The organism is Photobacterium makurazakiensis, from assembly GCF_050336715.1.
Lineage (GTDB): Bacteria > Pseudomonadota > Gammaproteobacteria > Enterobacterales > Vibrionaceae > Photobacterium > Photobacterium makurazakiensis.
Genome location: NZ_JAKJSJ010000120.1, coordinates 1 through 4,602, shown reverse-complemented (window position 1 = coordinate 4,602; position 4,602 = coordinate 1). Strand labels below are relative to the sequence as shown.

At 42.2% G+C, this 4,602-nt stretch carries 4 protein-coding genes; 3 read left to right on the top strand and 1 reads right to left on the bottom strand.

Annotated features, from left to right (window positions below; genetic code table 11):
• Positions 1 to 99: 99 nt before the first annotated feature.
• Positions 100 to 585, top strand: coding sequence for a VOC family protein (locus L4D09_RS28390; RefSeq protein ID WP_428460892.1), 486 nt, complete (start codon positions 100 to 102; stop codon positions 583 to 585).
• A 77-nt stretch (positions 586 to 662) separates the two neighbouring features.
• On the opposite strand, the gene L4D09_RS28385 is transcribed toward L4D09_RS28390, so the two are convergent.
• On the bottom strand, positions 663 to 1,598 hold the full coding sequence (locus tag L4D09_RS28385; protein WP_428460891.1) for a LysR substrate-binding domain-containing protein: 936 nt from the start codon (positions 1,596 to 1,598) through the stop codon (positions 663 to 665).
• Positions 1,599 to 1,842: 244 nt separating this feature from the next.
• Here L4D09_RS28385 and L4D09_RS28380 point away from each other — a divergent pair, with 244 nt between their 5' ends.
• Positions 1,843 to 3,981: a hypothetical protein gene (locus L4D09_RS28380; protein ID WP_428460890.1), complete on the top strand. Its 2,139-nt coding sequence runs from the start codon at positions 1,843 to 1,845 to the stop codon at positions 3,979 to 3,981.
• A gap of 150 nt (positions 3,982 to 4,131) precedes the next feature.
• Positions 4,132 to 4,413: a hypothetical protein gene (locus L4D09_RS28375; RefSeq protein ID WP_428460889.1), complete on the top strand. Its 282-nt coding sequence runs from the start codon at positions 4,132 to 4,134 to the stop codon at positions 4,411 to 4,413.
• Positions 4,414 to 4,602 lie beyond the last annotated feature (189 nt).

The window sequence follows — 4,602 nt, the reverse complement described above, 5'->3', positions numbered from 1 at the left end:
TTTTAATAATTAATGATAATTTTTCATAATTACAGTGTCGCCATATACTGACTCCATTGAAACAAGACACGAATCAAACATCGGAATTTGGAGCAGATTATGAAAATGAATCACGTAGGTATCATGGTTGGTGACATGGACAAAGCAGTTGAGTTTTACACTAACGCGCTGGGTCTTAAAGTGGTAATGGGCAATACCAAAGTGGTTGAAGAGCGCGAAAGTGCAATCGGCAGAATGTGTATCGCTGTTTTTGGTGAAGGCTTTAAAGGCTTCAACATTGCTCACCTAGTGACAACTGACGGGATCGGTGTTGAGCTGTTTGAAATGAAAGAGCGACAGGAACGTCATGAAGTTGATTTCTCTCGACTTGGTATTTTCCATTTTTGTCTTCAGACCGATGACTTCGCAGGTGTGATTGAGAAAGTTGAGCAGTTTGGTGGTAAAGTACGTATGGATATCATGCGTTACCACCCAGAAGACGATAACAAGCAAGCAAAAATGGTTTACCTAGAAGACCCGTTTGGCAACTTATTTGAGCTTTACTCGCACACATATGAAGAGACTTACGCGTCTGACTACGAGTAAGTCAAGCCTAAAAGCTTAATGACGAAGGATTGGTGTAATGCCAATCCTTTTTGTATATTCAGCTATCTAGATGCTACTTATGACACTGTGCTCGCTAACATGTCACATTTTCTCAGCCACTCACAAAAAGCAGTTATTTTGGCTTCATTCATGTTGGTTTGGTTCTTTACCAGATAATGTTGGCTTTTGCTTGGCATTGAACGGGAATGGGCAATAACGAGATCGCCTTGCTTTACGGCATCTTCAACCAATATCGATTTAGCGAGAAGCATTCCAAGCCCTTGGCTAGCCGCTTCCATAGACAGCTGTGTACTATCGAACGACATTATTGGCTCGACAAACGATATGTTACGTCCATGCAAGTCAAACCAATCTCGCCAACCTTCGCTATAACCCAGTGTTGCGAGCTTCGGAAAACTGGCAAATTCCTCAATGCGGCATACAGAGTTATGCTCTTTACTAAATGATGGGCTGGCTACGACTACCCATTGCTCATTCGATGTTAAGGGCTCATGACATATGTCCTTCCAGTTGCCGTAGCCATTGACGATCTCAAGATCAACGGTGTTGTTATTGCTTGGGTATAGGTTTGTTGTCGAGTAAAACTGGATCGAAATATCAGGATAGCTGCGATGAAAATCAGCCAGCCTCGGTAGCAACCATGTATGGCAAAAACTTTGAGCGACTCTTATTGTCAGTGTTTGGCGCTTCTTTTTTCCAAATAAATGATGGGTACCGAGAGACAGATTATTAAGCGTATCTGTCAGAAGAGGTAAGTACTGTAATGCTTGCTCAGTAGGCATAAGCTGGGTACCAATTCGAGCAAAAAGACGGGCGTCTAGAAAATCTTCTAAAGATTTTATCTGCTGACTAATGGCTGCACGACTCACGTTGAGCTCTTCAGCCGCATCAGAAAAGCTGCCATGTCGAGCCGCAGACTCAAATGCCCGCAGCGCTTTAAAAGGGGGAATTCGACGTTGATGATGACTCGATTGGCAGTTATTGATTTTCATGTAAAGAGTTAGAAAGAGAAGTAGTCAAAAAACTATAACTCGGCTTTATGAAGTACTAATGAATGATTGATGCAGTTTGTTTAAATCATACGTTGGCCAAGCAGTGAATGCTTAATCGATTTTAAGTTGTTACACAAGCTATTTTTATTCCCGATCATGTAAAGAAAACATGCAACGTCTTGAAATATAATTGACATTGTCTACCTATAGCCTCACTTCATCACTAAATGATGGAGTCACAAACATGAATAATGCGTTCCGATATGCAAGTACGGCGGTTGTTTTTACTATGCTCGCAGGGTGTAACAGCTCTACTGATGAAAAGAGTAGTCAGCCGTTAGAGAAAGAGCGTAAGTCTTTACTTGTAATGATTGATGGTGCTCGTTATGAAGCAGTACTCAACGCAACCACCCCAAACTTGGATAAGTTAGCAATTCAACAAGCGTATACGGGCGGAATTTCGGATACGCTTTCTCAGTCTGGGACGAGTACCGTAGAAGGTGAGTCGACACTTTGGACAGGAAGTTGGCACACGGTTCAAAAGTCAGGCGAAAACGGATTCAAAACCGTATGGCAGCATCTAATTACAGACCAACCAGAATTCACGATAGGACTTTATCCAAACTGGCCTATTTTTGACTACGTTAATTTTGACCTGAGTGCGATTGAAAATAAAAAGGCTTTTCGTACCGGCACCAATATTGATGCTGAGCACGATAACGCACGCATTATCGCCGATAAGATTTTATCTGGTGATTATGATTCGTTGTTCACGACGATTGATATGGTTGATTACTCAGGGCACTGTTACTATGGCAATAGTGGCGGGGCTTGGTCAGATGATTATGTCAAAACCATTGAAGAAGCAGACCAAGTATTCGGTTACATGATGGATGCCGTCCTTGCAAGAGAGGCTGAATACAATGAAGAGTGGTTGGTTATGGTCGCCCCTGATCATGGTTTTAACCGCCAAAAAGATAATGGCTCGGTTGATTGTGCTCATGGCTCCCAAGACATTGATGCCAAGAAAATCTGGGTGGCATCAAATCAAACCGAACAGCTAAACCAGCACTTTACATCCCCATTGAATTCCATCGGTAACCGAGACAAAGATGGTATTTACCGCTATGTTGCCCAAACCGATGTGACTCCGACTCTGCTTACATGGCACAACGTAGCTATTAAGCCAGATTGGGAGATAGAAGGAACGCCGCTCATTGGTGAAATTGGCGTACGTGGTTTATTTGTCGAGAATATTCAAGATGCCAACACGGTCGAAATCACGTTCACTGCATCAAACAATTTACCCGTTCAAGTTTTTGCTAACGGTAGCGAAATCGCTCAAATAGACAATGCTTCTACAGGTGATATATATACCCTTGAATATGAGCTTGATAATTTAGAGCCCGGCAGTCATCAAATTACTTTTACATTAGTTAATAATGCCATCCCTAAGTCGATAACCACTGCTGTCACCATACTCGATGATGTTGACTATGATGATCTGCCATTTGGTTCGATTAGTGCGCTGTATAGCTTTGACGATGAATTAACCGATAACAGTATTGCTGGTGGCCATGCGTTAAGTAAAACGGGCGAGCCGAGCATTGCTTCTACGGCAGGTAAGTATGATAACGCACTGTATCATGTGCGAAATTTCAACAATGACTTATTGTTTGACGATTTAGTCACTAATACCGACAAGTTCACTATTTCATTATGGTTTATCGGTGATGGTACATCTTACGATCCTGCAATATTAACCAATAAGCGTTGGGCATCGGCTGCGGATGGAATGATCTTGGCTCAGCTTAATGCCAGTTTGAAACTCCAAGTTGGTGTTGATGGTGAAGGGAGTTGTTGTTTTGTCCAATTACCTTATACCCCAACAACAAGTATGGACAACTTGCAATGGAACTTGCTGGTTGCAAGCGTGGACAAGACGAAAGCGTGGAATAATGGTGAAGGGTTTGGAGTGATGACATTTGGCGTTTATAACGCGGAAGGTAATCTGCAATACGGTAGTATTGATCTGACTGGCGACAGAAAGAACACGATTCATACCGGTTTGCCATGGTTGATTAACAATGATCATGCTCAAACGTACAATACCGGACATGCTGTCATGATGGATGAACTTATCGTTTGGGACAACGTAACGTTTACACCTGGTGAAGTAGTGGCTCTTGGAAGCGCTGCACAATCTGTTACCGATAAACTGTCGTTGGCCTCGGTTCGTTCTAACATGGCAAGTAAGTCTTTCTCTACGGTTGTAGAGTATTTGGGTGCAAACCCAAACCTATCTGAACAAGAGAAACAATCTGAAGCATTTTGGCAGCGTCGTCGTCAAATGGAAGAGTTAAAAGCAGAGCTTGCTAACTAAGCTGTAAATAAATGGCTCACTTTTATGAGTGAGCCAAATTATTAAAACGGCCCGCGCCACCATATAATCACTATTATCAATAATATAAGGTCAGTCTTTGAGTTGTGACAATGTCGAAGCCTCTAATTATAAAGTTGGTCACACTATTACGTGGATAGTTGCGAAAAAGCCTCGGAGTTACTTCGAAGAGATGCATATGAAGGAGGCTCAGATTATGTTGCAGCGAAGCTACTTAATGCACAGCTCCATCATGGCCTAGGCCAAAGTACTTACTATGCAGCAGATACTGCGATGAAAAATGCTCAACGATTACTTGAAGGAAGTGGATGTGTGGGAGATGGCTATATCTTGATTTATCTCGATCGTCGTAATGCGCTCATTCTGGCAGAGAGCTCGATAAATATACTGCTAATATGCTGTGCCGATAATTAGTCGTTTATGGATGGTGACTAAATCATTATATCCAGAGGTGTTCTAGAGCATTCGACGAGTACGTTTATGCCCTAATGCGTTTTAGTTAGAACTGCCACCAATTTCAACCTGCTACATCTCAATCGTATTATCCTATGTGACAAAGTGCGTAGTGATTCATATGATAGTCAGTATTAGTGAATATGGGGC